Source organism: Aurantimicrobium sp. MWH-Uga1, from assembly GCF_003325955.1.
In the GTDB taxonomy this organism is placed as follows: domain Bacteria; phylum Actinomycetota; class Actinomycetes; order Actinomycetales; family Microbacteriaceae; genus Aurantimicrobium.
The window spans coordinates 775,403-796,060 of record NZ_CP030929.1 but is presented as its reverse complement, the minus strand read 5'-3'; the positions used below and the strand labels follow the sequence as shown (position 1 = coordinate 796,060).

Below are 20,658 nucleotides of genomic sequence, written 5' to 3'. Positions count from 1 at the left end.
GGGCCCACGCCACTTGTCATTTCCGCCATAATAGAAAGGTGACAGCAGCCACTATGAACTCAGCATCTATTACTCCAACTGTGAGCAGACCCAACCCTGTTGCGGTTGGAACAATCGTTTGGCTTGGTAGCGAAGTTATGTTCTTCGCTGGCTTGTTCGCGATTTACTTCACTTTGCGCACTGCAGCCCCAGAACAGTGGGCTGCAGGGTCTGAAGTTCTCAACTTTCCCTACTCCTTGACGAACACAATCATCCTGGTTCTCTCATCTGTAACCGCACAATTTGGTGTTTTTGCTGCAGAACGTATGCAGCCACGTTCAACTGGATGGAAACTTTCACAATGGGGAATGGTCGAGTGGTTCTTCCTCACGTATGTTCTCGGAGCGATCTTCGTAACCGGTCAGGTTTATGAATACGCCGTGCTTGTGAGCGAAGGAATTACGCTCAACGGAAATGCTTACGGAACAGCCTTTTACCTCACCACAGGTTTCCACGGACTCCACGTAACCGGTGGTCTAATCGCCTTCCTCTTGGTCATTGGTCGCGCATTTGCCGTCAAAAACTTTGGTCACAAAGAAGCCACAAGCGCAATTGTTGTCTCCTACTACTGGCACTTCGTTGACGTTGTTTGGATTGGCCTGTTCCTTGTCATCTACGTACTCAAGTAATTAACGGACGGAAATAGTTCATGTTTAACAAGAAGTCTGCACAATCTGCTCGTCAAGGACGTCGCGGCCCACTTGCTTCCGTTGCCTTGATTCTGATTGGTCTCGTTGCAACCGGTGGCGCTTATGCTGCCTTCAGCACCGGTACTGCAAATGCAAGCACTGACTTAAGTTCTCCCGCTGTCATCGACGAGGGTCAAAAGCTTTTCGCAGCTAACTGCGCAACTTGCCACGGCAAGCAAGCTCAAGGTACTGAAAATGGACCGACTTTGATTGGTGTCGGCTCTGCATCTGTCGATTTCCAGGTTGGTACTGGTCGTATGCCAATGCAGATGTCAGGTCCCCAAGCTGAGCAAAAACCCGTTCAATTTACAGATGAGCAAACCAAAGCGCTTGCAGCTTATGTAGCTTCATTGGCTCCCGGCCCCGCAATTCCAAGCCAGTCAATGCTTGAAGGAGGCAACGTTGCTAACGGTGGCGAGCTATTCCGCATTAACTGTGCAATGTGCCACAACGTCGCAGGTGCTAGTGGTGCACTAACTGAAGGAAAATATGCCCCTGAGCTCAAGGGTGTAGCGGCGGTTCACGTATACGAGGCAATGTTGACTGGTCCCCAAAACATGCCTGTTTTCAATGACCTGAATCTTACCCCTGAAGAGAAGAAAGACATCATCTCTTACTTGACTTACATCCAGGAAAACCCGTCAGCTGGAGGCCTTGAACTGGGAAGTCTTGGTCCAGTATCAGAAGGACTCTTCCTCTGGGTCTTCGGTCTCGGAGCAATCGTTGCATTGACTGTGTGGGTAACTGCTAAGTCGAACTAAGACTTCACCAAAGTTTAGAAAGAATCTAAAGGAGAAACATGGCTAAGAACGAGAACGGCAAAGCCGACATCGTTCCTGCAGACAATGCAGAAGTAACCGGGACTGGTGTAGTAGCACCCGACGCATTCACCAACCCGGGGCTTCCCCCTCACCGCCCACGCATAACTGACCTTGACCCCAAGGCGGCAAAGCGAGCTGAACGTGTTGTCTACGGACTTTTCTACTTCTCCATTGCTGCAAGCGTTTTCGCAGTCTGGGCATACATGTTTGTTCCCATTGAGCCTGAAAATGTGCATTCAGTTCGAATGAACACCCTCTACTTAGGTTTGGGTATTGCATTCTCTCTACTTGCTATCGGTATAGCCGCAGTTCACTGGGGTAAGGCCTTGATGGCAGACAAAGAAGCAATTGATCACCGCCACCCAGTGCGAGGATCTGAGGAAACACGAGCTCGTGCGGTAGAAATTTTCAGAGAGTCTGATGAAGAATCTGGGTTCAGCCGCAGAACTCTTATTCGCAATGGTCTCATTGGCGCCTTGATTGCCTTCCCACTTCCAGCAATTGCTTTGTTCCGCGGTCTAGCTCCTATGGATGTTGACCCAAATAACGAATTGAAGCACACAATGTGGAAAAAGGGTCTTCGTCTTACACGAGATCCCCAAGGTACACCAATTAAGGCTTCTGACCTCACCATCGGTTCAGCATTCCAGGTAATCCCAGAAGGTCTTGTCGATCTTCCCGAGCACGAAATGCTCAACGCAAAGGCTAAAGCCGCTGTTCTTCTAGTTCGCTTAAAGAAAGAAGACTTGAACTGGACAAGCAAAGAACGAGAGTCTTGGTCCTACGACGGAATCGTTGCTTATTCCAAGATTTGTACTCACGTTGGTTGTCCAGTTGCTCTTTATGAACAGCAAACACACCACCTTCTTTGCCCATGCCACCAATCACAGTTCGACATTGCTAACGAATGTGCAGTGATTTTTGGCCCTGCAGCCCGTCCTCTCCCCCAGCTTCCCATCACTGTGGATGACGAAGGCTACCTTATTGCGCAAAGTGACTTTACTGAACCTGTTGGACCTAGCTTCTGGGAGCGCGCTAAATGAGTAATGTAACGGCACCTGCACAAAGTGGCGTTGTAGGAAAGTTCTCCAACTACCTTGATGAACGAACAAGTATTTCCGGAGCTGTAAAAGAATTCGGACGCAAGGTTTTTCCTGACCACTGGTCATTCCTTCTGGGTGAAGTAGCACTATATAGCTTCGTCATCATTCTCCTTTCTGGAAGTTTCCTAACCTTCTTCTTTCAAGCGTCCATGACTCCAGTTCACTACGAGGGTTCGTACGTACCCCTCAAGGGCGTTGAAATGTCTGCTGCAATGGCGTCAACTTTGGATATTTCATTTGATATCCGCGGTGGATTGCTCATGCGCCAAGTCCACCACTGGGCGGCTCTTCTTTTCGTAGCAAGTATCGGTTTGCACATGTTGCGCGTGTTCTTTACTGGTGCTTTCCGCAAGCCACGTGAACTGAACTGGTCCATTGGATTCGTTCTGTTTGTGCTCGCTATGGCAGAGGGATTTACAGGATATTCGCTTCCCGATGATCTGCTTTCTGGAAATGGTCTTCGCATTATCGACGGAATGATCCTTGGTTTACCGGTAGTAGGTACCTGGATCACATTCCTTCTTTTCGGTGGCGAATTCCCCGGCGATGACATCGTGGGTCGCCTCTACTCTTTGCACATCCTCCTGTTGCCCGCTTTCGTGCTGATTTTCATCGTGCTTCACCTGATGTTCGTCATCATTCACAAGCACACTCAGTACCCTGGACCAGGTAAGACCGAAGAGAATGTTGTTGGCTTCCCCATCCTTCCTGTTTACGCAGCGAAGGCAGGCGGATTCTTCTTCCTGGTGTTCGGTGTTGTCATGCTTATGGCTGCAACAGTCACTATCAACCCAATTTGGAACTACGGACCATACGACCCCTCCCCTGTTTCTGCAGGTACACAACCGGACTGGTACATCGGTTTTGCTGATGGTGCACTTCGCCTGATTCCTCCGCACCTGGAAACTTACTGGTTCGGTTACACATGGTCCTGGAACATTATCATTCCGGTATTGATTCTGGTTGTGTTCCTTGCTGCAGCATTTGCTTACCCCTTCGTTGAGGCATGGGTTACTGGTGACAAACGCGAGCACCACCTACTTGATCGTCCTCGAAACGCCCCCGTACGTACGGCTATCGGGGCAGCTGGTGTGACATTCTACGCAGTTCTATGGGCAGCAGCTTCATCGGACATTATTGCGACTCACTTCAAGGTAACTATGGAAGGTGTCATTAACACACTCCAAATTCTCTTGATCGTTGGACCAATTATTGCGTTTGTTGTAACAAAGCGAATTGCTCTGGCATTGCAGAAGAAGGATCGTGAGATTCTGCTTCACGGTTACGAGACTGGTCGCATTGTTCGTCTTCCCGGTGGCGAATTCATTGAAGTTCACCAACAGTTAGACGCTTATGACCGTTGGCAGCTTGTCTCCTATAACGACAACGCACCCATTATGTTGCGACCTAACCCTCAAGGAAAAATCACAACAGGTATGCGCTTACGTGCATCGCTCTCTCGCTTCTTCTTTGAAGACCGTATTGCTCCTGTAACACAGGAAGAGTACAAGCTAGCTCTTGAGCACGCACACCACTAAATTGATACGAAAGAGAACCCCTCTCCGGAGGGGTTCTCTTTTTTATGCTCAAATACGGTAAAAATTTGTGACACAAGTATCAATGAGAGTTCCTGGCGAAAAATCTTATGCTTCGATACACAAGAAGTTTCGTTGAAGAATCGAGCCAAATTTTTCGTCGTGTTGCAAATACAATTCAGATCGATTGTGTGTACGACATCAAGACTGAATATATAACCGATTGAAAGCTATCCAGCGACGTCTCATCTAGCTGTCTACCGATATTTTAGACTCCAGCAGTCACATAGTTCAGAAGCAATCGATGAGATATCACTCACATATATTCAGGGATATAGAGGAACTAAATCTCAGTTGTTTAGAACTCAAAGTCACATATGGAATCGTGGTTATGCTGAGCACATCACGCAGATAGTCTCTAGTGATTGAGACGATCTGGATATATAGTTAGTGCGGTTATTCGCGGTACTTTAGGCACAAATAAAAGGCCCCAGAAATGCATCTGGGGCCTTAATATGTTTGAGGTTAGTGACCGAAGTTTCCTCGGTAATACTCGTATGTCCAACCTGTTACAGCAATCAATACTAATGGAATCGCTAGGAAAATAATCCAGAAGCCGACAGCGAGACCGAGGAATACGAGTCCAATGGCTGCGCCGAGGATGAGTGGCCACCAGCTCCAGGGGCTGAAGTGTCCCAGATCAGGATCCGCATCATCAATGTCTGCGTTTGGGCTGTCTTCTGGAAGCAGGATTCCGCCTTGTGAGCGGTTAACCATGTTCAAGAAGAAAGCAACAAAACCGGCAAGTACTGCTGAAAGTAGAAGACCGACAGATCCAGTTGCTTCAAATTCCTGACCAGCGAGGTGGTTCCAGATGATGTACACAACACCAGAAACGAGGAAGTATGCTCCAAGAACGATGAGCATTACTACATTGCTTTTCATTTGCTGTTATGCCTTTCCAGCTAGTGCAGGGGTGCTGGTGTAGCCGCTAGGTGCGAGTTCTGGGTGATTGAGATCAAACGCAGGAGACTCGCTACGGATACGTGGAATAGAAGTGAAGTTGTGACGTGGGGGTGGGCAAGAAGTAGCCCACTCTAGGGAGCGTCCGTAACCCCAAGGGTCGTTGACCGTCACCTTAGCTCCGTAACGTGCGGTGAGGTAGACATTCAAAACCCACGGAAGGAGAGATACAGCCATCAAGAAAGCGCCAACTGTGGAGAGCTGGTTCATCCAAGTGAATCCATCTTCTGGCAAATATGTGGCGTAACGACGGGGCATACCGATGACTCCGAGCCAGTGCTGAACAAGGAACGTCATGTGGAAGCTGATAAAGAACAGCCAGAAGTGCCACATTCCAAGGCGTTCGTTGAGCATCTTACCTGTCCACTTTGGCCACCAGAAATAGAAGGCACCGAACAATGCAAAGACAAGTGCACCAACGATGACGTAGTGGAAGTGAGCCACAACGAAGTAGGAATCAGACATGTGGAAGTCAAGTACTGGTGAGGCAAGGATGATTCCAGTAAGACCACCGAAAACAAAGTTGAAAACGAATGCCAATGCAAACATCATCGGTGTTTCGAAGGTGACCGATCCACGGAAGATGGTTCCGATCCAGTTGAAGATCTTTACGCCTGTAGGTACCGCTATGAGCATGGTCAACAGAGCAAAGAAGGGAAGAAGAACTGAACCGGTGACGTACATGTGGTGTGCCCAAACCGTCATAGAAAGAGCACCGATAGATATTGTTGCGTAAACCAGTGTCTTATAACCAAAGATTGGCTTGCGACTGAAAACTGGGATGATTTCAGAAACCACACCAAAGAATGGCAACGCAAGGATGTACACCTCTGGGTGACCAAAGAACCAGAACATGTGTTGCCAAAGAATTGCGCCTCCAGTTGCAGCGTCGAAAACGTGTGCGTCAAAAATTCGATCTGCAGCTAGCCCGAACAAGGCAACTGCCAGTACAGGGAAAACGAGGAGAACCAGGATAGATGTGATCAAAATGTTCCAGGAAAAAATTGACATACGGAACATAGTCATGCCTGGAGCGCGCATAGTAATGATTGTCGTGATGAAGTTCACAGCACCAAGGATCGTTCCGAAACCACCCATGGCAAGACCAAGTACCCACATGTTGGAGCCAATTCCTGGCGAGAAGGTAGTGTCGGACAATGGCGCGTAGGCAAACCAACCAAAACTTGCTGCACCTTGTGGAGTAAGGAATCCTCCCACAGCGATGAGAGCACCAAAGAAGTAGAGCCAGAACGAGAGCATGTTTAGACGCGGGAACGCAACGTCAGGTGCTCCAATTTGAAGCGGAAGGATTGCGTTTGCTAGTCCAGCGAACAATGGAGTAGCAACCATCAAAAGCATGATAGTTCCATGCATAGTGAACATTTGGTTGTACTGTTCCTTGGTCTGCAAAACATTAAGTCCTGGAGCAAAGAGCTGAGCACGAATAATCAGCGCCATAACTCCGCCAAGAAGGAAGTAGATGATGGAAGTGATGTTGTACATGTGACCAATGATTTTGTGATCAGTGGACGTTAGCCATTTAACAACGATGTTTCCCTTGGTGACCGGACGAGTCACTCCTACTGTCTGAGGCTTCTCAGAAGTAGTAACGACTGGCGTGGGAGTCAGAGTTGAGCTCATCGTAGTTCCTTACTTCGACTCAGTAGCGGATGCAACAACATTCGCTTGGTTTGTAACACGGTCATATTCGTTGCCAAGTTGGCCTTCAAAGCCCTGTTCACGAAGGCTTTCTATGTAGGCATCATATTCAGCCTGCGACACTACCTTGACTTGGAACAGCATCTGCGAGTGGAATTCTCCACACAACTCTGCACACTTTCCTGCGTAAGTACCTTCACGCTGAGGAATGATGGACATGTAGTTGGTCTTACCTGGAATCATGTCTTTTTTGTATAAGAAGTCAATTACCCAGAAAGAGTGAATAACGTCACGAGCATTAAGTTGAATTTCAACAGTTTTTCCAACCGGTAAGTAAAGAGTTGGTAATGATTCAGGAAGAATCGCCCCTTGAGGGGCATCTGGAGAAAGATCAGGCTGAACCTGGATTCCTGAGTAATAAACATCTTCATTTGTGTAATTGAAGTCCCAAGCCCACTGCTTACCAAAAGCCTGAATAGTGACTTCAGGGTTGTCAAACCGCTTTTCAATGATGGCTTCATCGCGAGCTGTGAATGCAAAGAAACCAAGAATAAGAATGAGAGGTACGACTGTGAAGAAAACTTCGATAGGCATGTTGTAACGCAGCTGAACTGGGAGACCAGTGTCGGTCTTGCGGCGACGGTAAACAACCATCGACCAGAGCATTAAGCCCCATGCAATGAAACCAACTGCGAACAGAACTATCCAACTGTTTACCCAGAAATCGGTAATGAGCTTCGTGTGATTGGTTACTGGCTCTGCACCAGAGACAAAACCAGGCATGTAGCCTGCGAGTTCTTGATCTGTACACGCCGTCATGGCAAGTACCAGCGTTGCTGCTAACGGAATGGCAGCCCATCGGATTCGACGTGTAGAACGCACTTTTGGCCTTTCACAAACACTTTTCAAAGTTCGAATCACACAGAAACGAACATGTTCAACTCTACCCTCAGTAGCGAAGTTGTTTGTGTAATAAACGGACTAATTTTCGCTCTGGTGAAGCAAAAATAAAAAACTTTAGTGGAAAGAATCTCCACAAGCGCAGCTACCCTCTGCGTTCGGGTTGTCAATGGTAAATCCTTGCTTTTGGATAGTGTCTTCAAAGTCGATTGTGGCGCCGTCCAAATAAGGAACGCTCATCTTATCGACGGCGACCTCTACTCCCCCGAAATCAACGACTGCATCGCCCTCGAGGGAACGCTCATCGAAGTAGAGCTGGTAAATCAATCCAGAACAACCGCCGGGCTGAACAGCAATACGCAAACGAAGATCGTCACGACCTTCTTGAGCAAGGAGAGTTTTGACTTTTTGAGCTGCAGCATCGGTCAAACCAACACCGTGTGCACGTGATTGTGTGGATGTCGTTTCAGTCATTTCCGCTCCTTGGAAGGTATGTCTTCACCTAACTAGATTCTAAACTGACAACGTGCCAGGAGGCTGAAGTATTCCTGTGCTTCAAATCGATTTTTGATTACAACGAAGCAAAAACAGTGTTTGAGCGACAATAGCTTTTTGTAATGAGTCAAGATCTAAAGATTCATTGGGGCTATGCGCGCAAGAATCAGGATCTTCCACACCCGTGACGAGTACCTGTGCACCAGGGAAAACATCAACAAAACTTGAAATAAATGGAATTGAACCGCCAACACCCATCTCAACGCACTCATTACCAAACGCCTCAGAGAGACATCTCTGCATAGATTTCGCAGCCCATCCCTGAATATCTGCAACAAATCCTTCACCGGTACTGACATCCGTTATTGAAAAGATCGCCTTTGATTTCAAAAACTCTTCTGCGTGCCCAGAAAACGCGTCGAAAGCATCCTGTGCTTGTTGCCCAGGAGCAACACGAAGACTGATTCGTGCTGAAATTTCGGGGACAAGAGTGTTTGAAGCATTTTCGATGGAAGGGAAATCAACTCCAGTAATAGTGACAGATGGTTGCGTCCAAAGCCTTGACAGAATGTCACCACTTCCAATCAAATCAACTTCTGGAAGCACGCCACTTTCTTCACGAATTCGCTCCTCTGAATATGAAAGTGCTGAAGTTTGTGTCTTTTCAAGCCCTGAAATAACAACCGAACCAGACTTGTCGAAGAAGCTAGAAACTAGTTGGCTGAAAACGGTAAATGAATCGGGAACCACTCCCCCGAACATTCCGGAATGAAGTGCATGGTCTAGTGTTCTGAGACTGAGTTTGAACGTCACATTGCCGCGCAAAGTTGTTGTCAACGCAGGGGTAGAAGTGTCCCAATTACCAGAGTCAGCAACAACGATGACTTCAGATTCAAGTTTCGCCCGGTAGAGAGAAAGAAAGTTTTCAAACGAGGGTGATCCATATTCTTCTTCGCCCTCAATGAAAAGAACAACACCAATATTTGGAGTGTGTTCTATTTCTTTCAAGATTCGAATAGAAGTCAAGTGAACAAGGATTCCAGCTTTGTCGTCTGCACATCCTCTGCCAAACAGCCGACCGTCTTTCTGCGTCGCTACAAAAGGTGGTGTTTCCCACAATGAAATATCTCCGGGTGGCTGAACGTCATGGTGGGCGTACAGAAGGATAGTGGGATATCCAGGTGATGCTTCTCTTCTGGCAACAACCGCTGGTTGTCCAAGTTTTTGTGTCTGACCAATTGGAGCATTAAGGAGCTCGACGCTGTCAAAAAAATTAAGCTCGTTAACAAGTGAAACAATTTTCTCTGCGCTTCGCTCAACTTCTGTTTGGTCAAAAGCCGGCCAAGATACAGAAGGAATTGCCACCAGTTCCGTCAAAGTATCAATTACCTCAGAAAAATACGACGAAACTTTGAGCTCAACGTCAGGAAGTGAATCGGTCATGCCGGTAATCTTATGTTCGAACGTAACGATTGAAGGAATACCGTGGCGAAAAAGTCTGAAGAGACTCCTGAAACTACTTCACAAGAAGTTGTAGGAAAAGGACACCCAACCCCTAGCCGTAAAGAGCGTGAGGCAGCGAACAAGCGCCCTTTGGTCCCTGACGACCGCAAAGAAGCTCGTCGATTAGAACGTGCACGTATGAACGAGGAACGTAACCGTGCTCGAATCGGATTAGCCTCTGGCGATGAACGGTACCTTCCACTTCGCGACCGCGGACCTCAGAAGAAATATGCACGTGACTACGTAGATGCTCGCTACAACGTCGGCGAATTGATGGTTCCTTTCATGTTCTTGGTTATCATCATGACCTTCATCCCGAGCCTGCCGGTCCAAGAAAGTTCATTCTTAGTGCTGTGGACCTTCTTTTTCATCGCGTTGACTGATGTCATGATTTTGAGCATTCGCCTGCGCAAGAAAATGACTGAAAAGTTCGGCTCTATTGACAAGGGCGTTCGTTGGTATGCAGGTATGCGAAGCTTGCAAATGCGTCCCCTGCGCCTGCCCAAGCCACAAGTAGGACGACGTCAGTTCCCCAGCTAAAGCTCTTCTTTGCGTATCTTTCGCAAGCCTCTATTTATCGACAACGCCCAAGCAGGGCCGTTATAGATGAATCCTGTATATCCCTGAACTAGGGTTGCACCTGCATCGAGACGTTCCTGGATTTGTTGAGCAGTTTCAATACCCCCGACCGAAATTAAACACATTTCGGCAGGAACAACATTACGAAGTTCTTTAAGCACCTCAAGAGATCTGTGATGAAGTGGTGCACCAGATAACCCACCTGCACCGATTGCGTCCACTATCTCTTGTGCTGTTTTCAGTTCACTTCGGCTGATGGTGGTGTTCGTCGCAATGATTCCATCCAGTTTGAGCTTGGTGGCTAATTGTGCGATTGCACGGATTTCTTGAGTACTCAAGTCGGGAGCAATCTTCACCAATAATGGAGTATCTGCGGCGGCATCCTTCACAGCCGTCAATAACGGCGACAATGAGGATAGTTCCTGTAAACCCCTCAAGCCTGGAGTGTTAGGGGAACTGACGTTGACTACGAGATAGTCAGCAAGGGGTGCAAGAAGTCGTGTACTGGTCAGATAGTCATCAATCGCGTTCTCTACATCCACGATGCGGGATTTGCCGATGTTTACTCCGATGACGGGGCGGTGTTTGAGTTTACGAAGTTTGATGAGCCGGGAAACAGCCGCTGCTGCACCTCGATTGTTGAAACCCATTCGGTTGACCAGTGCGCGATCAGGAATCAGGCGGAATAGACGAGGTTTCGGATTTCCTGGCTGTGCATGTGCTGTCAGAGTACCGACTTCAACGTGACCAAAACCCAGCGCATAAAGGCCAGAAACCATGGTTACATCCTTGTCAAAACCTGCGGCCATGCCGAAAGGCGAATCAAAATTCAGACCTAAAGCTTGGACATGGAGTTCTGGAGCAGGACGTGTAAATCCATGTTTTACGTGGCGAATTCCTGGAAGTCCAATCAGCCGAATGACAAAGGCACCAAGATGATGTGCCTTTTCAGCATCGAGGTGTTTGAAAAAAGAATGAAAAATGAAATTGTAGAAACTGTGGCTACCGTTGTGCGTCGTCATTATTCTGAGGCAGGACCATTCGCTCGTTCTGCACGGAGTGTTTGAACTGCGGCCTCAAAATCTTCTAGAGATTCAAAAGCTTGATAAACACTGGCAAAACGCAGGTATGCAACTTCATCTAATTCACGAAGAGACGGCAAGATTGCTAAACCAATTTCATTTGCCTCAATTTGTGAAGCGCCAGTAGCGCGGATTGTTTCTTCAACTTTCTGAGCTAAGACAGCTAAATCAGCATCTGTAACAGGTCGTCCTTGACACGCTTTACGGACCCCGAGAACGACTTTTTCCCGTGAGAAAGCTTCAACAACACCTGAACGTTTGATTACTGAAAGTGATGCAGTTTCCAGGGTGGAGAATCTGCCGTTGCATTCAGGACACTGTCTGCGACGTCTAATCGACAGACCATCATCGCTTGTTCGAGAATCAATCACTCGAGAATCAGAATGGCGGCAAAATGGGCAATACATTCGGCTAATTGTCCTCTTGTTCGAAACGAATATCTACAGCATCACCGTGTGCTGGTAAGTCCTCATCATCAGAGAGTGCTCTGATTCCTTCAGCTACTGTCAACAAGGCGTCCTTGGTGTATTCGACGATTTGCTGAGGTCTCAAAAATGTATAAGCTCCGAGACCAGATGAAAAAAGAGCCTGTCCGGCTGTAGGTAACACGTGATTAGACCCCGCTGAATAATCTCCAAGACTTACCGGTGTGAAATCACCGACAAAAATAGCTCCTGCATTAGTGATCGAAGAAACAAGCTGATGTGAATGAGCAGTTTGAATTTCTAAATGTTCTGGACCATATGCATTACTAAAGTCAACAGCTATATCAAGGTTGTCGACAATGACAATCGCTGATTGAGTACCAGTGAGTGAGTTCTCCACGCGCTTTGCATGTTTGATCAAACGCACTTGCCGGGAAATCTCATGTGATGTTGCTTCAGCTAATTCGTCAGAATCTGTTACAAGGACTGCAGAAGCCATTTCATCATGTTCTGCTTGAGAAATGAGATCAGCTGCAACAAAAGCTGGATTGGCAGAAGAGTCTGCGATGATCAATATTTCCGTTGGTCCAGCTTCAGAATCGATACCAACAGTTCCCCGGACCAGTCGTTTAGCTGCCGCAACATAAATGTTTCCTGGACCGGTAACGACGTTGACAGGACTTAGCGCCAAATCTGAAACACCAAATGCAAAAGCTCCTACTGCTCCCGCACCACCCATTGCATAAACCTCAGAAATTCCAAGGAGTCCAGCAGCAGCCAAGATGGTCGGATGAACCCTTCCGTCATATTGGGCTTGGGGTGGTGAGGCTAATGCGATGGAGGCCACTCCTGCTACCTGCGCAGGCACAACATTCATGATCACGCTGGATGGATAAACTGCCTTTCCACCAGGTACGTATAAGCCGACACGTTCAACTGGCTGCCAACGTTGAATGATGGTCGCTCCGGGAGCAATCTTTGTGGATGTTTGAGCAGGAACCTGAGCTTGAGATCCACGTCGAACTCGAGTAATTGTTTCTTCAAGTGAAGAGCGAAGTTGTGGGCTGAGTTGAGAAAGGGCTTGATCAATATGTTCTTGCGGGACACGGATACTGTGTCCTGAGACTCCATCTAAATTCAGCGCTTGTTCCTCTAATGCGAGAACACCACGTTCGCGAACGTCATGAATTAACTCCGAAGCGATGCTTGATGCGACCAGAACATCAAGAGTATTACGAGGAATGAGGGCTAGTAATTCTTCTCGATTAGGTCGTGTTCCGCGAAGGTCTATAGTTCGAATCATTGCCAGTCCAGTCTATTTCGCTACCCGAGACAACCTGGACCGAGAAGAGATTTGAGCTCACCGAATAAATCAGAATTTACGTTAACTCGTGTTGGCAATTCGAAAACACGAGCAACATCTCCTCGTGTGAGCTTGAGTCGCACTTCTGAATCTCCAGGGTGTCTCTTAAGCACATCAGATAGTTCTGAAACAGTCGAAGAAGTTGCTCTGATTTCAGGAAGCACAAGATTTAGCGGTGCATTGTTGGATATGTTTGACCCAAGATCTGGTACAAACATACTCATAGCTTGAATATTGACACCATCATCACGAACATTAACTCGACCCTTTACTGCTAGCACCATGTCAGTTTCGAGCATGGGGCCAAACTCCTGATATGTGCGGCCCAGCAGCATAATGTCTAGCTCTCCCCCGAAATCTTCGAGTTTGATAATTCCGTAAGCGTTTCCTGACTTTTTAGCGATACGTCGTTGCACCTCAGTCACCAAGCCAGCCAAGACAACGATGTCTCCATCATTTGTTTGATCACTCGTAGTGAGCTCATTGATGGAAATAGTGGCGTGTTTTGCCAATTGGAGTTCTAGCCCAGCCAAAGGGTGATCAGAAACGTAAAGACCCAACATTTCCCGTTCAAAAGCGAGTTTGTCTCGTTTTGTAAATTCAGGACGGTCAGGAACCTGAGTGTGATCCTGCTCAAATTCAAACATGTCGCCGAAAAGGTCAACTTGCCCGTTTGCCTCGTTACGCTTCAGGCTGACTGCTGATTCGACCGCGTCTTCATGAATTTCGACCAGTGCTCTTCGGGTATTACCCATAGCGTCAAAAGCACCTGCTTTGATAAGTGATTCCAACGTCTTTTTATTGGCTACGGGAAGTGGGACTTTCTTCAAAAAGTCGTGGAAAGATTCGAATCTTCCCTTTTCTGAACGGGCAGCTTTGATATGTTCTACAACGCCAAATCCAACGTTTCGTATAGCACCCATGCCGAAACGGATATCTGATCCCACTGCCGAAAAGACACCATCAGATTCGTTAACGTCGGGAGCAAGGACATTCAAACCCATACGTCGACATTCAGACAGATAAATACCAAGTTTGTCTTTGGAATCACCAACAGACGTCAACAGAGCGGCCATGTACTCTGCCGGGTAATTTGCTTTGAGATACGCTGTCCAATAACTCAAAACGCCATACCCTGCTGAATGAGCCTTATTGAAGGCGTAGTCAGCGAATGGCATGAGGGTATCCCAGAGAATCTTGACGGCACTAGGCGAGTACCCGTTGGAAATCATTCCTGCTTCGAAATCAGCAAATTGCTTATCGAGTTCAGATTTTTTCTTCTTACCCATAGCGCGACGCAACACATCGGCTTGCCCTAGTGTGAAGCCTGCCACTTTTTGCGCAACAGCCATCACTTGCTCTTGGTACACAATGAGACCGTATGTTGTACCCAGAATCTCAGAAAGTGGCTCTTCAAGCTCAGGATGAATTGGCTCAATTTCTTGCTGACCATTTTTGCGAAGCGCATAGTTCGTATGCGAATTCATTCCCATAGGGCCTGGTCGGTAAAGAGCAATAACCGCGGAGATATCTTCAAAGTTTGTTGGTTTCAATTGTCTCAACAGTGCACGCATGGGACCACCATCGAGTTGGAAAACTCCTAGAGTATCCCCTCGAGAGAGCAGCTCATAAGTTGCGGGGTCAGCATCTAAGTCAAGCTTTTCTGGCTCAACGGTAATTCCACGGTTGTTCTTGATGTTGACCAAAGCATCCTGAATAACTGTGAGGTTGCGAAGTCCCAAGAAGTCCATTTTGAGCAGCCCCAAAGACTCACAAGGGGGCTGGTCAAACTGGGTAATGATTGCCCCATCATCCTCGCGTTTCATAATGGGAATAACATCCATCAGCGGTTCAGCCGACATGATTACACCAGCAGCGTGAACACCCCATTGGCGTTTGAGATTTTCGATTCCCTGAGCAGTGTTGAACACTGTTTGCGCATCAACATCAGACTCCAAGACTGAGCGGAAATCATTTGCTTCTTTATATCTCGCTGACTGGGGATCCATGATCTCTGTGAGGGAGATGTCTTTACCCATAATCGAAGGTGGCATTGCCTTTGTCAGTTTTTCACCGACCGAATAAGGCATACCAAGTACACGGGCAGAGTCTTTCAGCGCTTGTTTTGCCTTGATAGTTCCATAGGTCACGATTTGTGCAACACGATCATCACCATATTTTTCGGTGACGTATTTGATGACCTCACCACGACGACGATCATCAAAGTCAACATCAACATCCGGCATTGAAACACGCTCAGGGTTGAGGAAACGCTCAAAAATGAGACCGTGATGTAGCGGGTCTAGTTCTGTAATTCCCATTGCATAGGAAGCAAGTGAACCTGCCGCCGAACCACGACCTGGTCCAACACGAATGCCTTGCTTGCGAGCCCATGCAATAAAGTCCGCAACGACAAGGAAGTAGCCGGGAAAACCCATTTGAATGATGACATCTACTTCATATTTTGCTTGTGCTTGATGTGCGTCAGGAACACCCTGAGGGAACCTTTTTTTCAACCCGGCAGATACTTCTTTTTCAAACCAGCTGGCCTCAGTTTCTCCCTCAGGCACAGGAAAACGCGGCATGAGATCACGCTTTTCGAAACTGGTTTCGCAACGTTCAGCGATAAGTAGAGTGTTGTCGCATGCCTCGGGGTAGTCGGCAAAGAGTCGCCGCATTTCTGCAGCGGATTTGAGATAGAACTCATTTGAATCGAATTTGAATCTGTTGGGGTCATCTAGAGTAGAACCCGACTGAACACATAACAGCGCTGCATGCGCATCGGCATCGTGAGCATGCGTGTAGTGGAGATCATTCGTTGCTACAAGAGGCAATCCCAGGTCTTTTGAGAGTTTTATCAGGTCGGTAACTACTCGTCGTTCAATGTCGAGTCCATGATCCATAATTTCAACAAAGAAATTCTCTGCACCGAAAATGTCCCGGAACTCGGCAGCAGCTTCACGAGCTTCGGCATATTGGCCTATACGCAATCGAGTTTGTATTTCGCCACCTGGACAACCTGTTGTCGCAATCAAACCTTTGCCAAAGGTATTGAGAAGTTCTCTATCCATACGAGGCTTGAAGTAATAACCCTCTAACGATGCGAGAGAGGACATCTTGAAGAGGTTATGCATGCCTTCCCTCGATGCAGAAAGAAGTGTCATGTGAGTGTAAGCACCACCTCCAGAAACATCATCGTCTCCCCCGTTATTCCAACGAACTCGAGTTTTGTCCGTACGGTGTGTTCCCGGTGTGAGGTATGCCTCAGTACCAATGATGGGCTTAATTCCGGCATCGGTCGCGGTATTCCAAAAGTCATAGGCGCCGAACATGTTTCCATGGTCGGTGATCGCAATTGCCGGCATCCCAGCATCAACTGCTGCCTGAATAAGTGGTTTCACTCGAGCAGCGCCATCCAGCATCGAGTATTCAGAATGTACGTGGAGATGAACGAACGAGTCGTTGTTCTTCGCCATCTTCACTCCAGTTATATACAGACTCAGCTAGCCCATTCTATGGCTTACGCCGAATGAGAATGAGGAGCACGCCGGCTATGGCGACAGCACCAATAGACCATTCAATAACACGGCCAAATGACATCGCAGGAGTGATAGTTGTACTTAAGGGGACGGTAGTTAACATTTCAGCAGGCTGGTAAGCAGGAATGCTGTCTAAAGTTGCACCATCAGGGCTGATTACTGCAGATGTACCCACTGTAGAAATGTTCACAACAGATCGAGCTGTTTCAATAGCCCGAAGTCGAGCAATAGAAAGCTGTTGAAGATTCTCAGATGTTTTTCCAAAATCAGCATTGTTTGTCTGGGCAAGGATAATTTCTGCGCCATCATCAATCATCAAATAGGCCTGATTGTCATCCGTAATGTCGAAGCAGATAGATATACCGGCAAGAACACCGTTGATGTCAACAACATTTGGTCGCGTTCCAAAACTGTAATCTCGGGTGACAAGGTCTACCAGATCAGGTTGAAAGAGCCGCCAAAACTCTCGGTTAGGCATGTATTCGGCAAAAGGAACTGGATGGATTTTGTCGTATTGAGCTAGGGCTTTATCAGTCCATACCAAGGAAGAGTTAAAGACTCTGTCCTGTTCATCAACAGTAATTGTTCCGGTAACAATGGGTGCATCTAACTTTGCAGACACCTCAGTAAGGACTTGTGCCGCCAAAACAGATTGCAGCGGGTTGAGATCACTTGCGTTCTCAGGCCACACAATCATGTCAATGTCTTGGCCTTCATAGGGCAAAGTACCGGATACATGATCTTGCAATATTGATCCGGGTGCGCCTCTGTCGAATAATCCAGCGCGCGAATTGCCTTGAACAGAAAGGACGTTGGTGTATCCAGAAATTTCATGTGGAAATGCGGGTACAGCAAGTATTGACACAAAAAACAAAACTGGAATTGACAACAACTTCATTTGTCGTTCTCTAAGTGTTTGGAAAAGTAACGCAGAGCTCACGACAACGAGGAAAGTTAACCCAGCAGTGCCAACCCACGCGACATTTTGTGACAAAGGGCTCTCAGCTTGCGATTGAGCCATCCGACCCCAAGAAAACCCCCCGTAGGGCCAAATACTCGTGATTGACTCGCGAAGAGTCCACACAGAAGCTAGAACAATGCTGACAACCGCAATTCGGCCTGGACGTGATGGCCAGTGTTGTGGGCCGCGGTTAATGACAATTCCTGAGACAGCAGCTCCGACGCCAAAGAAGAGAGCCTGAAGAATTCCCAAAGCAAGCCAAGGAACTGGGCCTAGATAGAGAGTGAGCCAATTGATGAGAGTGAGCCAAAATGTGGCACCTGTGATTGTTCCAACAATAAACCCAGTCCAGAAACTGCGGCCAATGAGACTCCAGTACAAAATGAACACCCCGACGAAAGCCAACGGCCAGAAGGCAGTTGCCGGGAAGGCAGCAGATAGCGCAAAACCTGCTATGACCGCAAGTGCTACAGATATCCAAAAATTCAGTCTCTTCATTTACACCACCGCAGAATAGGCAACGATGCCTCGACGAACCTGGTCGAGTGAATCGCGTGCAGTTTTCTGGAGTTCTCCGTCAGTAACCTGTGCAAGTTGATCAAGTAGATCGATGGTTTGTTTAGCCCAGCGAACAAAGTCACCAGCCGGCATATCAGCATCGAAGAGGACATTATCAAGGCGGTCACCTTTGGCCCATTTATACATTGCTAAACACAGCCCTGTAGCTAGCGGAGATGTTCCAGGAAGCTTGTGATAATTCTCTAACTCATCCAAGTCCGCCCAGAGACTTTGAGTTTCATGAAGTGCATCCAGAAATTTACCTCGAGGAAGATGCCTTTCGTTGATCAGACCCTCTTCACGACGTGGTTCAAAAACTATTGCACAAGCCATTGCGGCCAATGAGGGCGCATCAAGTTCATTCCATAGCTGTAAACGAATGCTCTCGGCAATCAGGAGATCACGCTCTCCGTAAATCTTTCCGAGATACTCTCCTTTAGGCGTCAGAGAGAACTCACTACCCTGAGGATCTTTCATCAAATAGTCAATATCAACCAATACATCACAAACTCGATCAAAAATACGAGCAACAGCGCCGGTACGCGTGTTGATCTGTTGAACAATTTTGTCGGTCTCCCGTTTGAGTCTCCACCATCTCTCTGCCCAGCGCGCATGCTGTTCGCGATCTGGGCAATGATGGCAGGCATGAGACTTCAATTGCTTTCGAAGGGAATTTAGTTCCGCGCTTCGTTTTTCTTTAGCTGCTCGAGAACCTGACTCAGATTGCCTTTCGATATCTGTCAGTTTTCGGCGAAGCGCTGCATATTCAACAAAATCACCCAGATGGCAGGTCATTGGTTCTGCGTAACCAGCTAACGTTTCTTCTTGTTGCTTTACTTTTCTTGCTAAATCAACGACTGCGCGGTCCGCCTGAAACTGGGCAAAGCTGCTTTCGAGAATGTCCCTAGTTCGTGCACGACCAAATTGTTCGATCAGGTTAATGGCCATGTTGTAGGTTGGGCGAAAGCTTGAGTTCAGCGGATATGTTCTCCTACTAGCCAAACTTGCGACAGTTTGTGGGTCCAAATTATTTGACCACTGAATCAGTGAGTGACCTTCGACATCAATTCCCCGACGGCCTGCCCTGCCTGTCAGTTGTGTGTATTCACCCGGGGTCAGAGGAAGTCGTGCTTCGCCGTTGAATTTCTCAAGTTTTTCAAGAACAACAGTCCTAGCAGGCATATTGATACCTAATGCAAGAGTTTCGGTTGCAAAAACTACTTTGACCAATTTCTTTTGAAATAACTCTTCAACAACTTCTTTGAATGCGGGCAAAAGACCTGCATGGTGAGCCGCTACTCCGCGCTCCAAACCGTCAATCCAGTCCCAATACCCCAATACACCCAAGTCTTCGTCAGGAATAGGTGAACATCGTTGTTCAACAATTTCTCGAATTTCTTCTCTTTCTTCTGCTGTCGTCAGACGAATTCCTGACCGCAAAACCTGGGAGACTGCTTGATCACAACCAGCTCGGCTGAAAATAAATGAAATCGCGGGGAGGAGATTCTTCTCGGCAAGTAGTTCAATAATTTGTGCACGATCCATACGGCCTTGAAGAGGTGCGTTCATCGCATAATTGGGTTTATTTCTTCCGCCGCGGTGTGAATTCCGACCTGCTGAACGAATATGAGGCGCTCGTTGATGGGAATGAGCCAACCTCAGAAGTTCTGGGTTAACTCGAGTGTTTGCACCTGACCGAGCTGTGTCAAAGAGGTCAATAAATTTGTTTCCAACCAACACATGTTGGTCTAACGGCACGGGACGATCTTCAGAAACAATGATTTCTGTGTTGCCGCGGACAGCTTGGAGCCAATCTCCGAACTCCTCTGCGTTTGAAACTGTTGCACTCAAACCAACAAGACGCACATGTTGAGGCAAATGGATAATGACTTCTTCCCACACGGCACCACGGAATCTATCCGCAAGGTAGTGAATTTCATCCATCACCACGAATTTGAGGTTTCTCAGTAAGTCACTGTCTGCATAGAGCATATTTCTCAAGACCTCAGTGGTCATCACCATGATGCGTGCAGTGGGATTGATGTTGGTGTCGCCAGTGAGCAAGCCAACGTTACTTGCGCCCCACTCGTCAACGAACTCGTTGTATTTCTGGTTCGACAAGGCTTTCATAGGCGTTGTGTAAAACAATTTGTCAGTCTCAGTAGACATTGCTAGAAAGACAGCAAATTCAGCAACAACTGTTTTGCCTGCACCAGTTGGAGCAGCAACTAGTACTGAGCTACCCGCTTCAAGAACGTTTGCCGCAGCGATTTGGAATGGGTCTAGGTCAAAAGTTCTGCGTTCCCGGAATTCATTGACTAGAGGTGTCTTTTTGCGTGCCTGTGCAAGTGCGTAACGTTCAGCAGCTGTGAGCTCGACCATTG

16 protein-coding genes are annotated in these 20,658 nt (G+C 47.5%); 5 read left to right on the top strand and 11 right to left on the bottom strand.

What is annotated here, in order from left to right:
* Window positions 1-38: 38 nt before the first annotated feature.
* From AURUGA1_RS03990 to AURUGA1_RS03975, 4 genes are read left to right on the top strand one after another with little or no spacing between them, the layout of a single operon-like run.
* On the top strand, window positions 39-668 hold the full coding sequence (locus tag AURUGA1_RS03990) for a heme-copper oxidase subunit III (RefSeq protein WP_096381156.1): 630 nt from the start codon (window positions 39-41) through the stop codon (window positions 666-668).
* 20 nt (window positions 669-688) lie between these two features.
* Entirely contained in the window at window positions 689-1,489 is an 801-nt protein-coding gene (locus AURUGA1_RS03985; protein ID WP_114128972.1) for a c-type cytochrome, read from the top strand.
* Between the two features lie 38 nt (window positions 1,490-1,527).
* Entirely contained in the window at window positions 1,528-2,592 is a 1,065-nt protein-coding gene (locus tag AURUGA1_RS03980; protein ID WP_114128971.1) for a ubiquinol-cytochrome c reductase iron-sulfur subunit, read from the top strand.
* Window positions 2,589-4,190, top strand: coding sequence for a cytochrome bc complex cytochrome b subunit (locus AURUGA1_RS03975; RefSeq protein ID WP_114128970.1), 1,602 nt, complete (start codon window positions 2,589-2,591; stop codon window positions 4,188-4,190). Before AURUGA1_RS03980 ends, AURUGA1_RS03975 begins: the two co-directional genes overlap by 4 nt.
* A 522-nt stretch (window positions 4,191-4,712) precedes the next feature.
* Here AURUGA1_RS03975 and AURUGA1_RS03970 read toward each other — a convergent pair.
* From AURUGA1_RS03970 to AURUGA1_RS03950, 5 genes are all read right to left on the bottom strand, one after another.
* Window positions 4,713-5,132: a cytochrome c oxidase subunit 4 gene (locus AURUGA1_RS03970; RefSeq protein WP_114128969.1), complete on the bottom strand. Its 420-nt coding sequence runs from the start codon at window positions 5,130-5,132 to the stop codon at window positions 4,713-4,715.
* A 6-nt stretch (window positions 5,133-5,138) separates the two neighbouring features.
* A complete protein-coding gene (gene ctaD / locus AURUGA1_RS03965) occupies window positions 5,139-6,851 on the bottom strand; it encodes a cytochrome c oxidase subunit I (protein WP_114128968.1) in 1,713 nt (570 codons plus the stop codon).
* Window positions 6,852-6,860: 9 nt separating this feature from the next.
* Window positions 6,861-7,751 carry a cytochrome c oxidase subunit II gene (coxB, locus tag AURUGA1_RS03960; protein WP_172418242.1) on the bottom strand — a complete coding sequence of 297 codons (891 nt, stop codon included), beginning with the start codon at window positions 7,749-7,751 and terminating at the stop codon, window positions 6,861-6,863.
* A 135-nt stretch (window positions 7,752-7,886) separates the two neighbouring features.
* On the bottom strand, window positions 7,887-8,243 hold the full coding sequence (locus AURUGA1_RS03955; RefSeq protein ID WP_114128967.1) for an iron-sulfur cluster assembly accessory protein: 357 nt from the start codon (window positions 8,241-8,243) through the stop codon (window positions 7,887-7,889).
* An 81-nt stretch (window positions 8,244-8,324) separates the two neighbouring features.
* Window positions 8,325-9,707, bottom strand: a complete 1,383-nt coding sequence (locus AURUGA1_RS03950; protein ID WP_114128966.1) for a dipeptidase — start codon at window positions 9,705-9,707, stop codon at window positions 8,325-8,327.
* A gap of 42 nt (window positions 9,708-9,749) precedes the next feature.
* Between AURUGA1_RS03950 and AURUGA1_RS03945 the strand changes: the two genes are divergently transcribed.
* Window positions 9,750-10,307 carry a DUF3043 domain-containing protein gene (locus tag AURUGA1_RS03945; protein ID WP_114128965.1) on the top strand — a complete coding sequence of 186 codons (558 nt, stop codon included), beginning with the start codon at window positions 9,750-9,752 and terminating at the stop codon, window positions 10,305-10,307.
* On the opposite strand, the gene AURUGA1_RS03940 is transcribed toward AURUGA1_RS03945, so the two are convergent.
* From AURUGA1_RS03940 to AURUGA1_RS03915, 6 genes are read right to left on the bottom strand one after another with little or no spacing between them, the layout of a single operon-like run.
* Complete coding sequence (locus AURUGA1_RS03940; RefSeq protein ID WP_114128964.1) at window positions 10,304-11,368, bottom strand: quinone-dependent dihydroorotate dehydrogenase; 1,065 nt, start codon at window positions 11,366-11,368, stop codon at window positions 10,304-10,306. The two genes, AURUGA1_RS03945 and AURUGA1_RS03940, sit on opposite strands and share 4 nt — an antisense overlap.
* Entirely contained in the window at window positions 11,368-11,835 is a 468-nt protein-coding gene (nrdR, locus tag AURUGA1_RS03935) for a transcriptional regulator NrdR (RefSeq protein ID WP_096381175.1), read from the bottom strand. The genes AURUGA1_RS03940 and nrdR overlap by 1 nt, the downstream gene beginning before the upstream one ends.
* Window positions 11,836-11,839: 4 nt before the next feature.
* Entirely contained in the window at window positions 11,840-13,156 is a 1,317-nt protein-coding gene (gene hisD, locus AURUGA1_RS03930) for a histidinol dehydrogenase (protein ID WP_114128963.1), read from the bottom strand.
* A gap of 20 nt (window positions 13,157-13,176) precedes the next feature.
* Window positions 13,177-16,692 (bottom strand): DNA polymerase III subunit alpha, encoded by a 3,516-nt coding sequence (gene dnaE, locus AURUGA1_RS03925; RefSeq protein WP_114128962.1) that lies wholly within the window; start codon window positions 16,690-16,692, stop codon window positions 13,177-13,179.
* Window positions 16,693-16,729: 37 nt separating this feature from the next.
* A complete protein-coding gene (gene lnt, locus AURUGA1_RS03920; protein ID WP_114128961.1) occupies window positions 16,730-18,214 on the bottom strand; it encodes an apolipoprotein N-acyltransferase in 1,485 nt (494 codons plus the stop codon).
* Window positions 18,215-20,656, bottom strand: a complete 2,442-nt coding sequence (locus AURUGA1_RS03915; RefSeq protein ID WP_114128960.1) for an RNA helicase — start codon at window positions 20,654-20,656, stop codon at window positions 18,215-18,217.
* Window positions 20,657-20,658 lie beyond the last annotated feature (2 nt).